The organism is Methanosarcina sp. 2.H.A.1B.4, from assembly GCF_000979385.1.
GTDB lineage: Archaea > Halobacteriota > Methanosarcinia > Methanosarcinales > Methanosarcinaceae > Methanosarcina.
Genome location: NZ_JJOV01000063.1, coordinates 1 through 20582 on the forward strand (window position 1 = coordinate 1; position 20582 = coordinate 20582).

Here is a 20582-nt window from a genome sequence, read left to right on the forward strand (position 1 = left end):
GTGGTGACAGCAAAATACCTCAGTCCTTGCTTGGTTTTCGCTTCGGAAATCAGCATGGAATGAGAGACTTCAAAATAGAAATAAGTTTGCAGAATCAATAACATCAGAACGTGAGGAAGTTGACGCTTATATCCCACGAAGCTGAAGACTTCGGGGTTTTACGCTCCTTCCCATAAAAATTCATTAATATGAGGTTGATTACTTGGCTTACAGGGCTCCATCCAGAGTTTCCGGAAAACCTCTACAGAGGAGCATTTTGTGCTTTATAGGGTTTCATAAATGGAAAAGAAGTGGAGGTTTGAACATCTATGCTTCAAATGTAAAAGAAAAGTATTTTGTGTGTACAAGATGTGGAAAAAAGAAAACGATATATGAACCTAAAAAGGATTGAAAGTTCCGGATAGGTTTTGGAAAAATTAATAAAATTATATGTTTTTTCATAACAAATTATACTACATTTTCCCAAAGTTTGCCCGCCTTCAACCGACCGGGTCTGTCTAAGGAGTCTATTAAATAATCTTTATTTTTATCCCCCAACATATAAATTTTTATTAGTATGATGCCTGTTTCTTGCTCTAGCTTTAAGACGTTAAATTAAAATCTATTTTTCAAAGAGACGTTCATATAACTGCTAATTTGAAAATAAGCAGTAATCTGGAGCAATTTCAATTATTTTGAAGCCAAAAACACATTTTCCAGTATCTGTAAAATGAAATCACATGACTGCACCCGTTTAATTAGAAATAAGACTGCATTTTCTCCTTCTTAAGAATCAGTAAGTATTAAGTTTTTTTTCAGAAGAGAAGATCTGTGCCAGAATAACTATATAGTTTTACCTCCCAAATTATTCTGATCATATGCAAAGACCTGAACTTCTTCCCCTGTTTCTTGACCATAAAACCTTCTTCCAAAGCCCCTCTGATATAATCAAGCGCAACATTCCAGTTTCCCCCTGCCTGGATGGACATGAGATCAATTTGATCTATGGTCCACTCCATGCAGGCAAGACGTCTTTCCTGAGGCAGGTCGCAAGCTTTCTGCAGGGTGTGAAGGTTTACATTAATTTTGAAGACAGCAGGTTTAAAGAACTGGAACCTGAAAGTTTTCAGGAAATCGAGGGAATTGCGGCTGAAGTTTACTTAAAAGAGAATGAAAATGAGGACGGGCAGATCTACTATTTCCTTGATGAAATTCATAATGTCCCCGGCTGGGAAAGCTGGGTTGACAGGCTAAACAGAGAAGGGGCAGGAGTCTTTGTAACCTCGTCTTCCGCAAGTATCCTGAGTCAGGAGGTTTCGTCACTCTTTGCAGACAGGACCAGAGTCCTCAAACTTTTGCCCTTTTCCTTTAAAGAATACCTTGATCTGAGAGGCCTCAGGGTCCCAAAGCCGAACTTTCTCACACCTTCCCGTTGCGATGATATGCTGTGCCTGTTCCTGCATTATTTTGAAAACGGCGGCTTCCCCTGCGTAATAAAAGATGGAAATTCCACACTTTCCCGGAAGTATTTCGAGGAAACTCTGCAGGCAGGGGTTATTGCAAGACATAATATTCAGGATGCAGAAGGGCTGAAAAAACTTGCAGTTTTCCTTATCTCAAACATGGCATCGGAGTACTCACTCGAAACCCTGAAAAAAGTGAGTGGTATCGACAGTGAGGATACTATCCGCAGCTACCTTGACTATCTGGAAGAGGCTTTTTTGCTGTACCGGGTCCCTATGTTTAATCACTCATCCGAAGACGGAAAAGAAAATGAAAATAAAAATGAAAATAAAAATGAAAAAGATGCCCCCTGTAAAATTTATGCCGGAGATACGGGTTTCTTCAAGACAGTATACCCCAATTATCCGGACAGCCTGGGATTAAGATTTGAAAACCTTGTGTTTCTTGAACTGCTCAGGCAGGGAAAGCAGGTCTCATACTTCCGGGACAGGAGAGAATGCGATTTCCTTATAACCGAACCAGATAGCCAGGCTGTTACGGCTGCGGTTCAGGTCTCGGTCTACTTCGGAAGCCCGGCAGTAAGAGAACGGGAGGTCCTCGGGCTCCTGGCAGCTATGGAAGAATACGGGCTTAACGAGGGGCTTATCCTTACCATGGACGATGAAGGAGTCGTGGAGGTCCCAGACGAAAACGGGGAAAAGAAAACAATAATCATTAACTCTGTATGGAAATGGATGCTGGAATAACCATACTATTTCCTTTCATCCTGATTTTTTCACTTCTTACTTTGGGATAAATCTCATTTATTTTCGCGCTTCCTTCTTATTTCCCTGGACGATGTCCCATCGTCTTCGTATTCGTCAACCGGGATAATCTCACAAAACTCAAGAATCTCAGGGTTGATGGACAGTTCAACTGATTTCCTGTGAAACACCATGAACCGTACATTCTTTTCCTTAAAACTCCTTATAATGGCATGTGTATCTACTGCCCCGTCATAGTATTTTTCATCAAACAGCCTGTTGAAAGTATCTGCCCCGATGATGAAGGTGCTGTTCGGGAAAAGGTCAGCTTTTTGTAGGAAAAGCGGCGCATTGGTCAGGCAAACGCCACCCATGAAGGCTCCGTCTTTGTATTTCCTTAACGAGTCAAGCCTCTGGCTCAGCGAGATAAAATCTATGGGCGGCTTGTCAACATTCGTCAAAGAGATTTCAAAGTGGACGGGTGCATTATATTTTTTCGAAGCACACTCTGCCATGAAAACATGGTTTTTGTGGCAGGGGTCAAAAGAGCCGGAGAATACGAGCCTTATTTCTTCGGGAGCTTTTGCTTCATCAAAATTGATCCTTACCATTCCAGCTGTTTTGCAGGAACTCTCCGGGGTGCAGCTCTGCTGTTTCAGGAGATCTCCGACAGGCCCGGAAACGGAGGCATATTTTTCAATAATTTTCTCTCCTGTCCCTTCTTCTCTTTCTTTTCCGGACCCGATCCCGTCAGGCAAATCGATTTCAGGAACGCCGCAGTGGCGGGCAAGTATATTGAAAATCAGGAGCGCAGCAATCTTTTCTTCCTCTTCCCGTGTCCTGTCCGCTGTCAGTCCAAGGGTGCAGACCCCTGTTTTACAGGCTGCCTGGATGGCAACGTGGACCTCGTGTTTTCTCCCTTCCCGCTCGTTTGCAGCCCTGAGCTTGCAGGTCGCTCCGATCCCGATCACATCCTGGGCTGCAGTTCCGCCGGAGCTTTTTGACAGTTCCATGGCCCGCTGGTAAGCGACCATCGCCATCAGCCGTGCAGTTTTTTCCGAGCAGTACTTTTCAGGCTTCCTGCCGAGGAAGCGGTCCATTGCATCTGTACTGTACGGGACAACCGCGTCCAGAACAGTTGCAGAGCCGCTGCCGTGGCGGAGAAGTTCCCCGATAATCTCAGCCCCGCCTCCGGTTATTGCCAGAACTACTTTGCAGGGGGATTCGTGGACCTGGAAAATACGCTCAACAGGCAAATTGATTTTATTTGCAGCCAGTTTGTCTACCATCAGTTCTGTGGATACACTTAATGAGATTATAAATATTATTACCACACCCACGGCTACAACATTGATCAGATTGAAAAATACGTGCTCCTTTTCAAGTGCTTTGAGCAACGGTCCATGTAGAATCCTTTGATGGGGTATACAATTTCGGCTGGTTCATTGACGGAGACACTGTATTTTTGTGGCAAAAAAGAAGTCAGTGTAATAACCCCTGAAACTTATTCTTTCCAGTAAAATGCGAATTATTCGAGGTTTTTCTCATTTAGCTGGAAAATTTTCTGTTGGTGTGTATCTGTTTTTTCCAGTTAATGTGGAATTTTCGCCATATTCTATATAATGTATATGATCATTTTTTCACATGATGCTGAAGCCGACTGATATTTCTTTTTAACCCTGGTATTTTCTTAATTCGTTCTCATAATATCCTTCGCTCAATTTTTCCACTTCTTCAAGTATTGGGATATAGAGTCCTTCGTCTGCAAGTATGCCAGGTCTTTCTCCTACCCAGGTTATCCAGACATTCTGTCCACTTAATTTGATCTGGTTTTTAAGTTCATCAAGAATAATTTCCCATACGACGCCTCTTTTTGCTAGAGAAATGCAATCTTCAATGTCCCCACTCCTTTCAGTCATGATCTTGAACAGGAAAACATCTTCATTGGAGCAGCACAGTTCCACCGATAACAAAAATTTCAAGTTTATCAGGTTCAGGAGTACCGGCAAGGAGATCATCAATTTATATAAAAAGTCTCCAGACTTCCTCTACACTCTCTATCATTGTTGCTTACCTTCCTTGATCTCAATCCCATACATCTCAGCCTTTTCCTTTATTTCTTCAAAAGCAGGATACCCCCTGATCCTTTCCCCCTGCAAAATAAGCTTCAAATTCTCAACTATGTCGTTTCTCACACCTTTCAATTCTTCCTCAAACTTACAGTAGAACAGTGCAAGGAATATGAAATGTCTTACAGAAGCTTCTTTTTCTGCAACATAAAGCGCATGCTGGAAAATATCTTCTTTTGTGAGCTTTTTTTCCGGTTCTTTATCCGAATAATAGTAATAGGTAGTTGGCAAAAGGAGTTTGATCCCTTCTTTTTCAAAGACCGAAAACCCCGTCTTTTTTCCAGAATCCCCGCCATACTTATTGGAAAAAATGACCCCACCCTGGTTCCGGTAGTATATTACCGAATTATAAGGCACTCGCGGGTCAAGCAGCCTTTCGATATCCCTTATTTCCCTGAGCAGGTCTGGCACTTCTCCCCAGATCCTTTCATTGAGTACATAACGCCCCCCATCTCTTTTTACCAGGCTTATCTTTAAGGCTTTTTTCAATAAAGCATAGACCGTACTCTTTTTCACATCTGTCTCTTCAGTGATTTCATCCACACTTTTTGCTTCAAGCAGAGAGGCGAGTATCGGGATTCCGGAATCTGCAAGAACAGGTGTAAAATTCGGGTACGAATCGAGAATCCGGGTCAACCTGACCATCAAGGTGCTTTTCCTTGGGACAACTTTTCCAAATGAGAGGGTTACAAGGTCTTTTTCTTCAAGCTTTTGCACAATTCGGTAGATGTGCTTTTCACTTTTATTGAGAGCTTTGGCTACGGTGCTTATTGAGGTATTGCCTTTTGCGAGTTCTGCGATTGTTTGAAGTTCGGTTCTGGAAAAATGCATTAATTCCAATACTATGCGAATAGAGTATAAGTTTTCGCATTTTGGTAGAAAAAATTGGTTAGGTGGTAGTTTGTTTATCAGGTTAGGAATGATTCAAATATAATATCGAGGGGTTTTGTTGCCAAGAATGGTTATTGAGGGAAATGGAACTATAGATCAATTCCCAAACTGAAATTTAGAAGTTATATTTTTATCATTCTTAGTTTATTCTTTAGATTAGAAAATCAGTTTGTTAACACCTGTTTTGGGGAAGAAAGCTAAGAAATAGGGCCAGTTCAATTGTCGTGACAGTGTCACGACAATCTCTTCTTCCGGGAATACTTCCGAAAACTGGATCATTCGACGCAGGCTTTTCTCTTAGAAAGACCCTTTAATACCGGCTGCCAATTGTCGCCTCACTGCGGCGACAATTTCCTGCCTATATTCCGTCCTTTTTCCTTCGAGGTTCTCTTGTCAATTTTTGTCAGCTACTTATAAAGAGGAGGTTTTGCATTCAGGGTAATTCTCTCACCAGTGATGAGACTTTTCCATAGGACAGCTTGGCGACGGGGGCAGGTTGATTGTGCAGCAGGCTGCTGCACAATTTATGGAATTTCTTCATGGTAGCTGAGCAACCTGAAGTATGTTCAGCTCAATTGTCTACGCAGTGCGGAGACAATTCCTTTATGAATTATCTTAAGCAGTTCAAAAACCCTCAAGCAGTAATTATTTGTGGGGAGGGGAACGCAAGCGCTGTTGCTGTTATCTGTTCCAGTGTTGCTATCAACTCGTCCACTTGAGCCGAGGTAAAAAGCCCATCAGGACCCTGTGGCGTAAGGTCGGTAAAAGGTGATTCGTAAAGTAACGCAGCATCTATTGCTCCGTGTTCGGTAAGATGATTAATAATCAGGTTTACGAAATCTATCTGGTTTGCAGTCAGTGTTTTGCCTGATTGGAATATGGCCAGCGACTGTTTTGCAGCTTGCCTATCCAGCCCTATCAGTGAACGCACGAAAAGACCGAGTCCATGTGACACCTCTTTGGCACGGGCAATTTCTTCTGGTTCTCCCAACCCACTTTCAGAGAGTATCCGCTCCAGTTCATCAAGATCAGTTGCAGTCAACGGCATATTCATCCGAAGCTTATGGATGACGGTATAGTCCTGATGTTCCAGGAGGAAAGCCCTGGTTTTGGCGCGAAACTTCTCGAAATCTCCGGCTGCAGCAAAGCCCGGCAGTTCTACATCGGTTTCGCCGCCCATTTCGTCTTCGAAGTCGGTGTAAATAGGCTTTCTGCGGTGCTTCTCTATCAGTTTTACCAGGGCACGCAGACGCCGCCTAAGCGTTTCCAGCATGGGAGTTGTGACATTCTCCCACCATTCATCAGTCTGCACATCCAGAATCAGAGCCATCTGGTCACGTACCATCGGGATGGCCGATTTTTCTTCCAGCAGACCTGCGATATCTTTTACCTGGTTGCGCAGGCGCTCAAAGGCGGGCTCTGCACGCAGTAAAGCCAGCTGCAGGTTCAGGACCAGTAGATCAAAACGTTTTGCCTCTTCTGCTTCCGGTTGCAGTTCCGAAGGCAGACCTGCAACTTCATGGGAAAGCTCGGAGAGGGCTTCGCTGGACAGCTTTAACCAAGCTTCAGACCTTGAGTATTTCTCGACTAGCTTCCGCCTGGGACGCACGACGAAGTTATTCAGATTCATCGAGGCAATTTCACTGTGCAGCATTTCGGCAATCGAGCGGCGAACTTCAACTTCTGTTTTTGGTTCACCATATATTTCCTGGGTCTCCTTGCCGATTTCGCAATCAATGTCAACTTCAAGTTTCCTGTCCAGCTCGGAGAGTAATTCAAGTCTTGATTTGAACAGCCGTGTGCCAAGCGAATCTCCCAGTGCACCGTCAGTGGTTTCCGGATTCTGGCTGAAGAACTCCAGGTTCTGGCAGTAATCGAAAAGATAAAAGAATTGTTTGTCCTTTCCCGGTTCAAAAAGGTCCGGGCACAGCCGGGTACCACGTCCCACCATCTGCCAGAACTTTGTCCTTGAACGCACCAGTTTGAAGAAAACCAGATTCACTACCTCCGGCACGTCGATCCCGGTGTCAAGCATGTCCACAGAGATGGCAAGATGTGGGGCTTTTTCCTTGATCGAGAAATTGTTTATCAGGCTCTGGGCGTACTCGATCTTGAAAGTGATGGTACGGGCAAACTCACCCTTGAAATGTGGATAATTGGCATTGAAACGTTCGGCAATATACTCAGCATGAGCCTGGTTTTTGGCAAAGAGTATAGTCTTGCCCAGGCGGTCACCGCCAGCGACTTTCAGGCCCCGCTCCATCAGGTGTGCCAGCACTTTGTCCACGGTGTCCTTGTTGAACAGCCACTTGTTGACTGCTTCGGCTTCTACCCTGTCAGGGATTTCGCCGTCCTCGTCCCATTCTAGCTCATCCCACTGTTCCTTATCCTCATCGGAGAGTTCGTCGTAATTGATCCCCTGGCGCTGGAACTTCAGCGGCACTGAAACCGCTTTTGGTGGGACTAAGAAACCGTCTTTTACAGCTTCTTCCAGATGGTAGGCATCGGTGGGGACACCGGTTTCGAGGTCAAAGAGGCTGTAGGTGTTACGTTCAATTTCATTTTTGGGCGTTGCTGTGAGGCCCACAAGGAGAGAATCAAAGTAGTCGAAAATTGCTCTGTATTTCTTGAAGACGGAGCGGTGAGCCTCGTCGATGATCACAAGGTCGAAGTGTCCAACTCCAAAGCGGCGCTGTCCATTGCTCATCTCTTCTATCTGTTTCATCATCGTCGGATAGGTCGAAACGAACACTCGCCCTTCTGTATCCTTTTCCGTAACAAGGTTCACAGGTGCAGAGTCGGGCATGTGCTTTTTGAAGGCATTTACCGCCTGGTTAACCAGAGCCACCCTATCGGCCAGGAACAGCACACGTTTGACCCAGTTACAGCGCATAAGCAGATCGGAAAGTGCGATCACCGTTCGAGTCTTACCGGCGCCTGTTGCCATCACTACCAGAGCTTTTCGGTCATTGTCCTGTTCAAAGGCTTCTCCAATGCGTCGGATGGCTCGGGTCTGATAGTAGCGTTCGACAATGGCGGAATTTATCTCTGCCGTGGCGAGAGGTCTGCGGCTGCTGCGCCTCTGGATTAGCAGTTCCAGTTCAGGTTTTTTGTAGAAGCCCTGCACCTGTCTCGGGGGATAGCTGGAATCGTCCCAGATCCAGGTTTCGTATCCGTTTGAGTAGAAGATAACAGGCCTCTGCCCGAACTGATTTTCGAGGCAGTCGGCGTAGAGTTTTGCCTGCTGCTGGCCAACCCGAGGGTCTCTTGTGGTGCGTTTTGCTTCCACGAGGGCAAGGGGTTTTCCGTCGTCGCCCCAGAGCACGTAGTCAACATAGCCAATCCCTTTTTCATTCGGCATGCCTGAGACTTCAAATTCCCTGTCCTGAGCTTTGTCAAGGGGCCAGCCGGCTTCTTTAAGCAGGAGGTCAATCAGGCTTCTGCGGGTCTCGGCTTCGGAATAATCGTGGGTGTCCGGCAGCAGGGTTGAAGCTTCTTTTGCTTTTGCAACCTCGGCCCGCAGGCGTTTGAGTTCTTAATCTATTGCGGATTTGTCGGCGAGAAGCAGAAAGAGTTTTTCGTCCTTTTCCCTGAGGCTTGCCTCCAGCTTCTGGAGCTGCTCTATCGTCTGCTTCGGGACGGTTGTTTTCGGCAGGTCTTCAGGGTTGAAACTCAGCCCAGGTTCAGGCTTTTCTTTTCTGGCATAGGTGCGGGCAAGCCAGTAGCTGATATGGAAAAGCTCACTCACGGCTGTTAATGAATCATGCAGCAGAACTGTACTGTTGCTGTGCACGGCCTGGTTTCCAAGCCGGATAATAACACGTGCTTTGTTGAAGATTGCCTCTCCCGCAGCCTTCTTGAATGTGGGCTCATGGATAAGAGCACTCAAATTTTCCTGATACGGCAGGAGCAGTGAGTAATCGTGCTTATACATCCACTGCACAGCCAGTTCCAGTGCACGGCGAGCGTAAAAACAGGCAGTGCGAGGGTCAGGATAAACTGCATTTGAGGCTTTTGTGGCTGCCTCATACAAAGAAGGCCATTCGGCTTCGAGAAAGGCAAAATTAGTCATTAATATCCTCCGTTCCCCATCTGCCGCTCAAAAGATTGTCGCACCAGACCCATAACATAGGGTAGCTCATCCAGCGACGCCAAGCCGATTTCTACATCACCGTTACCCCAGCGTCCGATGTTAGAGACATCTTTACAGAGTCCTTTGGGATCGTTTATTTCAGAAAAAGCCATGTTAAGTGACAGGCGCAACTTCTTAACTTGTGGCACTACGTCTACAAAGTTTGTTTCAGCCTTATAGGCGACGTAAAGCTTAAGGAACTCCTCGGTTACACAGGGGTCCAGGGCGAGCACTTCTTTTCTGAATGCCTCAAAGAGAGCATGCATGACACCGGTGTGAATGTATGAATGATCTTCAATTGTGTAACCCGATTTTACATCTTTGGACTTGTAAACTTCCAGAACGTCATTTGCCAGCTTTGGCGCTGTCCAGACTTCAAGAGACGTATCTGCCAGCCTACCCGCTCTTTCTTTGATAGTTTCTTCGTTCCACTGGTCGCACTGGCCAATTCCCTTATTGAGTTTTAGAGGGCTTTCGTTGAAACCTCCTGGCATGTCACATTTTTCTTTGAAAGGCCGATCACTGTACTCAGAATTATACCCAGTAAGGGTAAGGTTGCCAAGAGTATGAAGCCATGTCTCATGAACCCTTTTCCACTCAGAACCCAGTTCCGTTTTCCAGGCTGGGGGAAGGTTCTCATTCTGCGGCATGATATGCTCGATGGTGTATTCGTCTACCTGCACGCGTTCTTTACGTCCGTAGTTTTCCAGCTTTCTGAGCCAGTAGCTGCGGCTTCGGAAGTTGTAGAGGTCGCGGTTTTGCAGTTCACGCCGGAACTCTTCGTTGTTTGGAAAGCGGCGATACGAAGGTAACAGAAGTAGATATGCCTGGATGCTTTCAATGTAACGATCCTTTTTGACAGCCTTAGAAAAGGTTGCAAAGGTTTTGTTCATTGAGTTTGTGGGAATAGAGCAGATTGCACGGCGGAAAACGTAGGCTTCTACCAGCCGAACCGCTGCAATAAATTCTTCCTTGGACAGCATTTCGGCTGCGTAGTCGTGATAAAGTTCGAGCAGGAATGGATAGGCTACATCTACTCTGAGCTCGCGTAAGTCATGGAAAGCAAATTTCAGATCGGTATCTGTCTCTTTTCCAAGCGCCATGGCGCAGAAGTAGCGGGAAAAGGTCCGGATGTCGGCTACAAGCGATTCTACTCCTGCCTGTGCCGTCTTTGTGGAACTGGCGTGAATTTTAAACGCATCATAGACTTCCCCGATTCTGGGAATCACACCGGTTTTAACAGTCAGATAGTGGCGCATGAAACCATCGAAGTAATTGCTATAGGCTTCCTGTCCGAAATCCACTTCCATTGGACGCCAGAACTGCTCATAGAGCCTCGTTTGCAGTTGTGGCTCCAATCCCATTAAGATATAGTTGCGTATCAGGTCGGCCTGGCTAAGCTCCTTGCCGGTTGAGTTCATACTTTCGAAAATAAGCTGCGGATTATCCTGATCGCGGTTGAGTGCGATATCAACTACTATAAGTTTGGCCAGCCCTTTACACAGAGGCATAAGATTGTCTTTATACCCAGCAATCCACGATTCAAAAAGTTTGAAATTCTCCATCACCCGCAGAGAATATTCTTTTGGCTGCTCTCTGTTGCCGACAATAGAGGTAAGCGAATCCTTATCCGTCTGCGAAAGGATAAGCTTGTAGTACTTTTCTCCTTCTTCTTCAGGGTTAAGCAGATAATAATTGCGCAGTTTGCGAGGTGAAAAACCGTCCAGAGGCTCACGTTTTTCCTCATCCAATTGTTCCAGCGCTCTAGCCAGAGCAGCTATCAGCAGTGTTACTGTGGTCAGACGCTGCTGTCCGTCGATTACGAGCAGGGGAGATTGGCTGGATACCTGATAAATCCCTTTTTCTATGTAAACGATAGAGCCGACAAAGTGGGCTGAGATATCATCGTTACTACCTGTCCGCAGAATATCATCCCACAACTGCCAACACTCTTTCTCAGTCCATGAGTAGGTGCGCTGGTATATCGGAATAACGAACTGGGGGGATTTCCTAAGGAAATCCAGTAATTTAGCTTCAGTAGCTTTCATAAAAATCAATCTCCTCTGAGTCCTGTCACGGTACACTCGTCCAGTTTTCTATGCAGGAGTGAGATAAGAGAAAGATAATCAGCTGCATCATCTTCACCCTGCCAGAGTATCTTTGGTCCGTGAGCTAACGGATTGCGGACAGCTGCAAAACAGCCTTTCAAAAGTAAAGCAAAACCCTTATGTTCTGACCTCTCGGTCTCAGTTTGCAGTGAATTAATCGCCAGGATTGGCTTCTCTATTGAAAAAACCTTATCGATAAGAGCGGCTCCATCTGTCTGTACCCCAGATAAATCACGTATCCGCTGAGCCAGACCCTTTGAAGCTTCAAATACAGCATGGAAATAATTATCCTGCAGAAGCTCAGGCCGGCAATACTTCAAGACTTCTGGATGTATTTGTCTTCCCTGAAACTTTGCTCGGATAGTTCGTGCCTTTTTTTCAGCCTCATCAAGAGTTTTTGCAATCTCACACTGCCGGAACTTTCCATCCTTACCGTATTCCAAACCTGAAAAAGAAAGAATAGTGTTTAGATGCTGGCGATTCGCTTCGAACTCGTCATTGCGTTCAGCGAAACGAGCAGGAGCCAAAAAAGATTGAATAAAGTCAATTATCTGATTTGCACAGTTATTCTGTTGCTGACAATCAAGAAAGACCCAATAAAGACGTCTCCATTTTGTAGATTGACGTGATTTATCCACCAAACCCCGACTGTTTAGAACTCGGGAAATATCATCACCACTGCCGCATTCTCCAAGCAATCGCGCAAGTGCTTCGATTTGACCTTCTGGGAACGGTGGAACGGCACTCATATTATAGCTCTCCCCTGAAAGCGCGGTACTGGAGAGAGGCAAAAAGCTCATCCAGTTCTCCCAGTGAGGCTTTGTGTGAAACTTTCAGCTTTTCTAAGGTAGCAATTCGGAGAGAAAATTCTTTTTGCATGTCCAATGGAGGTAAATAAAATTCTAGGGATTTAACATTTTCAAAGTTTAAGCCTGATTTCACTCCTTTTTGGTCAAGTGAAGAAAATTGTCTCTTTCCCCCCTCGCTTTCCAAATATTGAGATACAAAAACAGGATCAACTATTTTTTTATTGAGTCTAATTAACGCGAGATGTTGGTTAATATAAGCTCCTTCAAGAGCTGTTTGATCGTCAACTACTGCAGTTCGCCCTAAATCTGCAGTAATGCTTATTAGCAAGTCGCCATCTTTTACTTTTGTTCTAATCGACTCTGCTGTTTTGGGTGGTTTAACTAGCTGAATATCACTGAAATCAAGTTTTCCATTTTTAACATTCTGTATCCGTATAAATTTCTCTCCGGCGTCACTATAGTATTTAGCCCATCCCCTTGAACCACTTGTCATAAACTCTATGCATTCCCCTAGTTTAGTCATATCCCAATTTTTAGGATTCTTCACAGGATCTCCAAACATCCCAATAAAAATAGCTTGAGTGAGTTCATCGAGCTGGGCGAGGGCGGCTCGGCGTTTGGCTCGGAGAGCCTCCGCACGGTCCAGAATTTCTGCAATCCGTTTCTGTTCCTCTAGAGTAGGAAGTGGGATTTTAAGCTCCTCTACAACTCTACGTGTGACGTGCTTTAGCCCTACCCCTCCGTGAGAAAGTTGAATCAACTGATCCAACTGTACGTTAACTGCAAACTTTACCCATTCAGGAGTCACACGTTTGCGGTCGATGTCACAACGGAAAATATGCTGGTTTAAAACTGAGTCCGGCCCATACCAGATATGAGAACCAAAAGAAGTGCCAGGAGTACCTGACCAAGCCAAGAGCAAGTCTCCTGCTTTCACAAGGACTTGATTTTCAAACGATCCTGCCCAGAAATTGAAAGGTTTACCTGCTCCATTTAAGTTCTGGATGCGAATAATCGGAACACCTGATGTGCTCCAATCGGAAGGTTTGAATGCTTTTCCATTCACTAAATTGCAAATAGAACCAAATGTGACGGTTTCCCAACTCACTTCAGCATCCCTTCCAGTTCTGTCATCCCCTGTTGAATCTCTTCTTCCAGCTTTGCGAGGCTTTCGAGTATCCCTTTTGGGGTCCTGTGTTCAACGTCTTCATGTACCACTTCTTTGTAGCGGTTGAGGGAAAGATCGTAACCCTGGCCGGCGATGTCGGCTTTTGGCACGCAGAAACTCTGCTCGGTTCGGGCGCGTTTGAGTTCGTTTTTATTGCGTTCCTGCCAGCGGGCCAGCACATCAGGCAGGTTGTTTTTGGCGTGTTCCTCCTCAGTAAGTTCGGTCGAAGGTACAGGACCAAGTTTTTCCTCGTCCAGGAGCGGGCTGCGCTTGTCGTCAAGGCTCCAGCCGTCGGCCTGCATGTCATAGAACCAGACGTTGTCAGTGCCTCCTGAATTTGTTTTGGTGAAAAGAAGGATGGCAGTGGAAACTCCGGCATAGGGCTTGAAAACGCCGCCTGGAAGTGAAACAATGGCATCAAGTTTCTGTTCCTCGACAAGCATACGGCGAAGTTCCTTGTGGGCTTTGCTTGAGCCGAAAAGCACACCGTCAGGAACGATTACAGCAGCCCGGCCGCCTGGCTTTAACAGACGCATAAAAAGGGCAACGAAAAGCAGTTCTGTTTTCTTGGTCTTGACGATCTGCAGAAGGTCTTTTGCAGTATTTTCGTAGTCCAGCGAACCTGCAAATGGAGGATTAGCCAGCACAAGTGTGTAGGCTTCTTCGTCACTGGAGTTTTCCTGGGCAAGAGAGTCACGGTAGCGAATATCTGGGTTTTCCACGCCGTGCAGAAGCATGTTCATGCTTCCTATGCGGAGCATGACGTTATCAAAATCAAAGCCGTGGAACATCCCGTGGTGGAAGTGCTGTTTCAGCCTCTCATCGTGCAGGATGTTCGGATGGTACTCTCGCAGGTATTCGCCTGCAGCTACGAGAAATCCGGCTGTACCGCATGCTGGATCGCATATAATATCTGTTGGCTGGGGGGCGGTCAGCTCTACCATAAGCTGGATGATGTGGCGCGGAGTACGAAACTGGCCGTTCTGGCCAGCGCTGGCGATCTTGCCAAGCATATATTCGTAAAGGTCACCCTTAGTATCGCGGTTTTCCATGGGCACGCTGTCCAGAAGGTCAACTGCCTTTGACAGCATCGAGGGCGTGGGAATGGTGAAACGGGCACCCTCCATATGCTTGGCATAGGTGGAATCGTCGCCTCCGAGGGTACGCAGGAAGGGGAAGACGTGCTCGTCGACAACTGTGAACATCTCGGCAGGGGCGAAGTGTTTGAAGTGGGACCAGCGCAGATCCTCGTAGGGACGTCCTTTCGGGTCGTTGCCCTCGGGGAAAACACGGCGCTCCATAGGGCGCTTGAGCCGTGCGGATTTGTTCTCTTCCAGCGTGTGCAGGTCATCCAATCGCCTTAAAAACAGCAGGTAGGTAATTTGCTCGATAACTTCGAGAGGGTTGGAGATTCCTCCAGACCAGAAAACGTTCCAGATGCCATCAATTTTGTTTTTCAGTTCACCATTGATCATTTTTATTCCTCTATAATCCCAGCTTGCAGCCTCGTATACTGCTCCTCAATTGCGGTTCGATTAACGTTATTTTCATTCATTTTTTAGCCTGACATCTGTTCTCAATTAGTATCAATAATGAGGGTTTCGATTAGCTTCGATTGTTCTTCTTTAAGGATTTTTCTGTTCAGGTATATCCGTTAATCTTTTTAACTCTTGCTCTTTTTCACAATTTTTTCAAATTAAAGGATATATTCCACTATCCTAAATCATCTTTTTCTTTTCAGTTTCCTTACTGATATAATATATCGAAAATGGTAATAACAGTTCTTTTTAATTGAAGCTGCATCCGGGAGATTATCTTCTGAGACCTGAAGTTAAACGGCTCGGTCTTTATGGCTCGATCTTTATACTTCTGTATATGTGTTTTTACGGAAAGGCCGGCTGCTTCGCACCCGGTGAGTGCCCCGGTTTCTATGAAGTGGAAAACAAAGCGGGGTGCCGGAATGAGTTTGGGAATAAATTCACGGCCTTTAAGAGTAAGTCCTCGCAAAAACAAAAATTGAAACTTTTCTTTGTGGATTGATTCTGCTGAAATCGGAAGATTACGGCGAAAATCGGAAGATTATCGGAAGATTTCCGATCGAAAGATTTCGGACAATGACGAATTCAATATGTCATCAGCCTTCATTACCTCGTCCTCATAGTTTACGATTATCGGTTTCTTCTTTACGATTACTTAACGATTAGCTCAGCCCTTTAAGGCGGTATCTGGTAGAGCGACCAGCTCCCAGCTTTTCAGCCAGTCCCATTTCAACCAGCTTTCCGAAATCTGCTGCCGTAACCGGACGTGTAACGCCGAAATCTGCCTCACATTGTCGGCTGGTAAGTTCTTTGCCTTCGGCAAGCAGTTGCATCATTTTCCATTGCCTCTCATTCAATTGAGCCTCAATGGCAGGCGTTACCAGTAGCTGAGATTCAGGTACCCTGATTCGATCTAGATTCTCGCCTGGTCCCGGGAAAATGACCTGGAAGTATCCAGTGTCAGTTCCTATCAGAGGCTTATCCAGGCCGTGGTTTAGCATCTGGTCTCGCATGCGTCGGAAACCGCTGCCGCGCTCCTCTATCCGGTGGAAGTAGGAGAGGCACTGTGCCAGCACGGGGTTGCGTGAACAGGGCCTGTAATTTCCTTTACGTAAACTGGCAAGTGTGATAGGGGCTGGTGGGAGGCCGGGACTGGAGACAACCACCCGATCAGAGAATACTTCGAGAATGATCTTTCGCCCGGCATCCTCGTATTGCCTGTGGGCAACGGCGTTTACAAGAGCTTCTCGCAGGGCCTCGACGGGGTATTCATCAATCCGAACCCGGTTAAGTCCAACGATTTTCATGGGGTGTCGGGTGTTACGGTCAATGAAAGAAACTGCCCGGTCAATCACCAGGGGCATCGGTCCCCGTATGTCCTCATGATCACGCGGCTCTCCATCAGGTTCGGAACCCCGGTAAGTGTCCGCAAGCACCCGGCACTGAGGAAAAACCGCAGAAGGGTCTTTTGCCAGCAGTACGATCCCGGCGGCTGTGGCGTAGTGTTCCTCCGATCCCGAAAAAGTCCAGACCAGGCCGCGTAGCATTGCTTCCGCCAGTAAGTCGGCAGAAGATAATTCATCCGCTTTCCTGTTCTCAGCCGCTGCCACAAGCTGACGAGCAACTTTATGGTCGAGATCCTTCCAGGGAATTCGAGTAAAAGGCTGCGATTCAAAAGTCGAGGTGGCCTCGATGGTCTGCTTTGCAATTACATTTTCATCGCTGCTCGGAGCAACGCCAAACATGTCTTTAAGGAGCTTAGCCAGGGCCTCCCTGACTTCTTTTTGAAGCTCGATTACGTTCCCAAAGCGCTTGTACTTGAAACCGTCAGCGTCAATTTCTCTCAGAAATGCATCAGTTCCTTCCTCACGATTCATGCTCCTGCTGCCCTTAATGAAAGCAAGAATCGGTAGGTTCCCTTCCCTTGCCCGGCGATATTCAGTGTGAGTTATCGAAAGTTCTCCAGTAAGAGTGCCATATTGTACCCCGATTATGAGCAAATATACCTGGCAAATGTCAAGGGCTCTAAGGCAGCCCTCAAGTGCCTTATCTGGAGAAGCCGGCTCATACTCATAAAGCACGGGAACGCAGTGTGCTGACAGGAAAGGGTCAGTGCTTACAAGGTTCTGGATGATGAGCCGTTCATCTTCAAGTTCTTTCTGCACTGAACTAACGAATATCCTGAATACCTGAGTCATCGGGGAGCCTCAAAACTTACCATTATATCTTATAATCATCGACAGGATAATTTAATATTGATTGTTTTGTTTCAGATTAAGTCTTTATACAGGGCCAAAACTTCCAATGGTCCATTGGTCTACAAAGATGCATAACCCAGAATCGCAGTATTATATAAAGTAGATATTGATACGGCTTTCGCTTTTAGCCTGCCTCTCATTCATTTACATTTTGGAAAAGCCGGCTGCTTCGCACCCGGTCAAAGCCTGGGGTCCTGTTATGTGAAAAATACTGATCGTTTTGCTATTTTAAGGAGCATATATTTCTGGGACCTGTGGGATTTGTGCAAGAGGCCCCTGCACAATTTCAAAGTCGTAGGGGGATTGAGAGGACCTGCCTGGTTTTGAGGATAGCGTCTCCGAAAGATCTTGACTAAAAAAAGGACAAATTGGCCGGGAGGGTTTTTACCGGCCAGTTAGAAATTCATTTATTTCATGTGTGTTTCTTCTGTTATTTTGTTCTCCTGGTCATTAAAAAGAGGGCCGAAAGGATGGAAATGACTGGTATGGAAATATTTAGCGGGGATTTTTCACTTTCAGGGTTTTCTTCTTCTTCTTTTTCTTTTTCTTCTTCAATTAGCCCTTTATTTCCATATTTTTCCTCGCTAGCCTCATCCGTTACCTCGTTTCCTTCCAGCTTAACCAGCCAGGCATTTTTGCCTTTTTCCCCGAATGATTTGGTGGAACCGACGACAGCGTATCCGCCGTCGCTGGTAAGTTTGAGGTCATTCACCCGGTCATCTTCTTCTCCGCCGAAGGTCAGTTTCCAGATTTCGTTTCCGTCCTTATCGGTCCTGACAAGGAAACCGTCATAGGAATCTATGGCAAAAGAAGCTTTTATCGTTGAGTCTTCGGAGATTTCTCCGGTGTATCCGGCAAATATGTATCCTCCGTCCGGGGTTTGCTGGACAGATCTTACGTAATCGTCGCTTTCCGCTTCAAATACCCTGTCCCATTCTTTAGTTCCTTCGGGGTCGGTCTTTATCAACCAGGCATCAAAAACGATTCCTTCCAGGTCCTTTTTCTGGCCTGCAATAATATATCCCCCATCTGCCGTCTGCCGGACCGAATTTGTCCAGTCGTAGCCTTCGCCTCCGAAAGTCCGGTTCCATTCCTCATTTCCTTCTACGTCCATTTTTATCAGCCATATGTCTTCGTAATTGGAACCCCTTACTTCTTTATTTGCCATGCCATAGGTGGTCGTCTCGCCTGCGGCTATATATCCACCATCCACAGTCTGCCGGACGCAATGTATGCCGTCATATGTAATATGATTGCCCAGAGTCCTGTTCCACTCTTCGTTTCCTTCAGGGTCCGTTTTAAGCAGAAATGCGTTTGGATTTGTGATCATGTAGTTATAAGTACAGCCTGAAATTATGTATCCTCCATCATCGGTCTGCTGCCCGAAGATCCCATGAGTTGCCGTATTCAGGCTAAAGCTCCTGTTCCATTCTTCTTTTCCTTCGGAATCCGTTTTAACCAGCCAGGCTGAGTATTTATCGTCGGTTAAAGAGTCGGTTGTGCCTGTTAGTATATATCCGCCGTCACCTGTCTCCTGAATTGTGCTAAATCTATCTTCATGGCGCTTACTGAAGGTTTTCTCCCACAGCACATTCCCTTCAGGGTCGGTTTTTATTAATACTGCGTTGCCTTTGACCCGGATAGTATCAAAATCGGCGGTAGCTGCTATTATATATCCTCCTTCAGAAGTCTGCAGAACGGAAATTGCGGAATCATCAAGCGCTCCCCCAAATGTTTTGTTCCACTGTTCTCTGGGCATGAACCCATTTTCAGCAGCTGCGATACCTGTTAAAATTATTGCAACGCACAAAGTTGAAATCAAGTGTTTTATGCATTTCACTTTTATGCATTTCATTTTTGCCATTTCCATAAAAATCTCCCTTTGATAATGAATAGTCGGATAAATTTAGGATGTCTACACTTATATTATTTTTCAATAGTGCACACTATATCCTGATCCTTGAAGACTCTTTGTATATTTTCAAAAGACCTGCTGCCTTCGGCACCCGGTGAGCGCCCCGGTTTCTATAAAGTGAAAAATAAAACGGTCGCCGGAAAATTAGCAAATGGAATCAAAAAAGAGATTTAGGTTTATTCTTAAATTGAGAGTTTTAGCGGTTTCATGCACCTTCAAATTAACAAATCCTCAATCCCAGCCCCTCTCACGATATCAATCGCATCCGTTTCCTCTTCCAGGGTCAGGTGCCTTCCAAGATCCGGATATTCCATTGCCCGGTAGCAGGGCCTGTACTGGAACATCAGGTTGAACCTGATCTGCGGGGTGTGTCCTGCAACCCATTTGGCAATTGGCCTTGTGCAGCAGTCCAGGTGCCCGGGGAGGACGAGGTGGCGGAGGAGAATTTCGGCGGTTTCGTAGGCGAACTCGAAGTTGGGCTGAACGACTTCCAGGTAGTTTTTAACTTTTGAGTACTTGAGAGCGCATTCATTGTTGCCGTACTTGAAGTCCCCGAGGTAGACGTCAACCACGCCTTCCAGGATTTCGGCGATTTCCCTTGAGTGGTACATGTTCGAGTTCCAGACCACAGGGGTGTTTACCGACATTTCCCGCACGATTTTCAGGACGGTGTGCGGGTGCGGGGTCGGGGTTACGAAGTTTACGTTTTTTGCGCCGTGGAGCCTCCTGATGTCAACAAGCTTTGCAAGTTTTCGGGGGTCGACCTCAGTGCCGCATTCCGGGCAGGTGGAGATGTCCCAGTTCTGGCAGTAGACACAGGCAAAAACGCAGCCGGTAAAAAAGATCGTGTGGGAGGGGACGAGTTCGGGCTCTTCTCCCATGTGCAGGAACTCCGAGGCGTAGCGAGAAACGTCGGTAAGCCGGCAGAAGCCTTTTTCTCCCTCTTTTCGGTTAATCCCGCAGCGGCGCTCGCAGCAGTGGCAGTTTTCAAGCATCCTGTCCACAATTGCAACCTTGAGGTCAAGGAGGGAGGGACTGGCTTTCGGGATTTCCAGGAAGCTTGTAGTATACAGCTTCAGCATGTCCGAACTATCCGGATAAGCAAGGGCTTCCATGGCCTCGATTTCAAGGCTTTCCCGCAATTTCCTGTATTCTTTGATGCTTGCTTCATGGATATTCCGGAGCTCTTCAAGTTCCATTTCCGGGTTAAATTCGACTGAAATTCTCTCTGTTATTCTGGAGAGGGCAGGCATTTCATCTCCCTGCACCATAAGATAGCGTTTCAGGTACTTCGGAGCTGCCATATTGAAATATTCTCCTGCATGGGTTAAAGGCTTATTGTTTGCTTTTCTGAATTTAATTTCTGATCTCAATATTCAAGATTTTACCTTTGAGAAATTTAACAGACCTTTCCAGGGGTTCTTTCGGGCAAGATTATAAGAAGAAAG

The 20582-nt window shown here is 46.1% G+C and carries 14 protein-coding genes; 2 read left to right on the plus strand and 12 right to left on the minus strand.

Annotated elements, in window-relative coordinates:
- Positions 1 to 202 precede the first annotated feature (202 nt).
- Both EO92_RS17150 and EO92_RS09905 read left to right on the plus strand, forming a co-directional pair.
- Positions 203 to 391: a hypothetical protein gene (locus tag EO92_RS17150; RefSeq protein WP_082098558.1), complete on the plus strand. Its 189-nt coding sequence runs from the start codon at positions 203 to 205 to the stop codon at positions 389 to 391.
- Between the two features lie 466 nt (positions 392 to 857).
- Entirely contained in the window at positions 858 to 2189 is a 1332-nt protein-coding gene (locus EO92_RS09905) for an ATP-binding protein (protein ID WP_048171279.1), read from the plus strand.
- Between the two features lie 53 nt (positions 2190 to 2242).
- Here EO92_RS09905 and EO92_RS09910 read toward each other — a convergent pair whose 3' ends face one another.
- The 12 genes from EO92_RS09910 to EO92_RS09965 all read right to left on the minus strand — a co-directional run bounded on the left by EO92_RS09910 (position 2243) and on the right by EO92_RS09965 (position 20438).
- Positions 2243 to 3583, minus strand: coding sequence for a hypothetical protein (locus EO92_RS09910; RefSeq protein WP_235283283.1), 1341 nt, complete (start codon positions 3581 to 3583; stop codon positions 2243 to 2245).
- 276 nt (positions 3584 to 3859) lie between these two features.
- On the minus strand, positions 3860 to 4150 hold the full coding sequence (locus EO92_RS09915) for a hypothetical protein (RefSeq protein ID WP_156161359.1): 291 nt from the start codon (positions 4148 to 4150) through the stop codon (positions 3860 to 3862).
- Between the two features lie 96 nt (positions 4151 to 4246).
- The gene (locus EO92_RS09920) at positions 4247 to 5146 is read right to left on the minus strand and encodes a hypothetical protein (RefSeq protein ID WP_048171281.1); all 900 of its coding nucleotides are present in this window, start codon (positions 5144 to 5146) and stop codon (positions 4247 to 4249) included.
- Between the two features lie 694 nt (positions 5147 to 5840).
- The gene (locus tag EO92_RS09925) at positions 5841 to 8729 is read right to left on the minus strand and encodes a DEAD/DEAH box helicase family protein (protein ID WP_369793142.1); all 2889 of its coding nucleotides are present in this window, start codon (positions 8727 to 8729) and stop codon (positions 5841 to 5843) included.
- Between the two features lie 12 nt (positions 8730 to 8741).
- Positions 8742 to 9278, minus strand: a complete 537-nt coding sequence (locus EO92_RS18290; RefSeq protein ID WP_200896764.1) for a DUF4145 domain-containing protein — start codon at positions 9276 to 9278, stop codon at positions 8742 to 8744.
- The gene (locus tag EO92_RS09930) at positions 9278 to 11386 is read right to left on the minus strand and encodes a DUF262 domain-containing protein (RefSeq protein WP_048171283.1); all 2109 of its coding nucleotides are present in this window, start codon (positions 11384 to 11386) and stop codon (positions 9278 to 9280) included. The genes EO92_RS18290 and EO92_RS09930 overlap by 1 nt, the downstream gene beginning before the upstream one ends.
- A 5-nt stretch (positions 11387 to 11391) precedes the next feature.
- A complete protein-coding gene (locus EO92_RS09935; RefSeq protein ID WP_048171285.1) occupies positions 11392 to 12195 on the minus strand; it encodes a TIGR02391 family protein in 804 nt (267 codons plus the stop codon).
- A 1-nt stretch (position 12196) separates the two neighbouring features.
- Entirely contained in the window at positions 12197 to 13363 is a 1167-nt protein-coding gene (locus EO92_RS09940) for a restriction endonuclease subunit S (RefSeq protein ID WP_048171287.1), read from the minus strand.
- A complete protein-coding gene (locus EO92_RS09945) occupies positions 13360 to 14898 on the minus strand; it encodes a class I SAM-dependent DNA methyltransferase (RefSeq protein ID WP_048171290.1) in 1539 nt (512 codons plus the stop codon). The genes EO92_RS09940 and EO92_RS09945 overlap by 4 nt, the downstream gene beginning before the upstream one ends.
- A 725-nt stretch (positions 14899 to 15623) precedes the next feature.
- Positions 15624 to 17159, minus strand: coding sequence for a helix-turn-helix domain-containing protein (locus EO92_RS09955; RefSeq protein ID WP_048171294.1), 1536 nt, complete (start codon positions 17157 to 17159; stop codon positions 15624 to 15626).
- Positions 17160 to 17649: 490 nt separating this feature from the next.
- Positions 17650 to 19089, minus strand: coding sequence for a hypothetical protein (locus tag EO92_RS09960; protein WP_052734327.1), 1440 nt, complete (start codon positions 19087 to 19089; stop codon positions 17650 to 17652).
- Between the two features lie 260 nt (positions 19090 to 19349).
- Positions 19350 to 20438, minus strand: coding sequence for a radical SAM protein (locus EO92_RS09965; protein ID WP_048171341.1), 1089 nt, complete (start codon positions 20436 to 20438; stop codon positions 19350 to 19352).
- Positions 20439 to 20582 lie beyond the last annotated feature (144 nt).

Excerpts from the sequence above, each read along its gene's own strand:
- EO92_RS09905 (WP_048171279.1), top strand. The coding sequence starts at position 858 with ATGCAAAGACCTGAACTTCTTCCCCTGTTTCTTGACCATAAAACCTTC.
- EO92_RS09920 (WP_048171281.1), bottom strand. The coding sequence starts at position 5,146 with ATGCATTTTTCCAGAACCGAACTTCAAACAATCGCAGAACTCGCAAAA.
- EO92_RS18290 (WP_200896764.1), bottom strand. The coding sequence starts at position 9,278 with ATGACTAATTTTGCCTTTCTCGAAGCCGAATGGCCTTCTTTGTATGAG.
- EO92_RS09930 (WP_048171283.1), bottom strand. The coding sequence starts at position 11,386 with ATGAAAGCTACTGAAGCTAAATTACTGGATTTCCTTAGGAAATCCCCC.
- EO92_RS09935 (WP_048171285.1), bottom strand. The coding sequence starts at position 12,195 with ATGAGTGCCGTTCCACCGTTCCCAGAAGGTCAAATCGAAGCACTTGCG.
- EO92_RS09945 (WP_048171290.1), bottom strand. The coding sequence starts at position 14,898 with ATGATCAATGGTGAACTGAAAAACAAAATTGATGGCATCTGGAACGTT.
- EO92_RS09955 (WP_048171294.1), bottom strand. The coding sequence starts at position 17,159 with ATGACTCAGGTATTCAGGATATTCGTTAGTTCAGTGCAGAAAGAACTT.
- EO92_RS09960 (WP_052734327.1), bottom strand. The coding sequence starts at position 19,089 with ATGGAAATGGCAAAAATGAAATGCATAAAAGTGAAATGCATAAAACAC.
- EO92_RS09965 (WP_048171341.1), bottom strand. The coding sequence starts at position 20,438 with ATGGCAGCTCCGAAGTACCTGAAACGCTATCTTATGGTGCAGGGAGAT.